The following is a 605-nucleotide window of genomic DNA, read 5'->3' as shown; positions in this document are numbered from 1 at the left end:
CAGTGCCATGGTCGAATGTTCAACACGCCCTAGTCAGCTATTTGACACCGTTTGGCCATATTTAGCCATTTTTAGCCCAATTAGATGGCTATCGATTGAGTTGAGGACACGCCCTAGCATACTCTTACCGCGTTTTACCTTGATCTCCGCCATGAGCAAGGTGTTGATTTTGAGCCGAGCTTACGATATAAACCCACCCTTTGATAACGTTTTGCTCACGTCCGTATCGGTTGTGGCGCAAACCATCATGCGATAGGCTTTGCTGAGATCAGCAATCATTTGATAAGTAGTCCCATCATGTGATGAGTAGTCAATGGCTTCCAACGACCTAAAGGACGATGCCCTTATGCAAAGCGGCAAGCAAAACAATAACAGCCCACGTGCCACGTTATTTGGTGTGTTGGCTCTGATTGTCGCGGCGATTTATTTTTTCGCTGATATAAATGCTGATATAAATACTGGGGCATTGGTCGATCACACTGAGGGTGCTGCGGTCGCCGAGTATCGCGATAGTGCCGAGCCTGATCCGAGTATCGACTCGGCACTATCGCGGCCAGCTAACAGCGCCAGCCCTATCACCGGTGACGCGCAAATAGATCATACCA

General features: G+C 48.8%; 1 pseudogene. It reads left to right on the top strand.

Going from position 1 to position 605, the window contains the following annotated elements:
- Nucleotides 1-313: 313 nt before the first annotated feature.
- A pseudogene (locus NK638_RS12395) lies at nucleotides 314-605 on the top strand (hypothetical protein); the annotation flags it as partial.

Source organism: Psychrobacter sp. A3 (genome assembly GCF_028823565.1).
In the GTDB taxonomy this organism is placed as follows: Bacteria; Pseudomonadota; Gammaproteobacteria; order Pseudomonadales; family Moraxellaceae; genus Psychrobacter; species Psychrobacter celer.
This window is presented reverse-complemented; position numbering and strand designations above follow the sequence as displayed.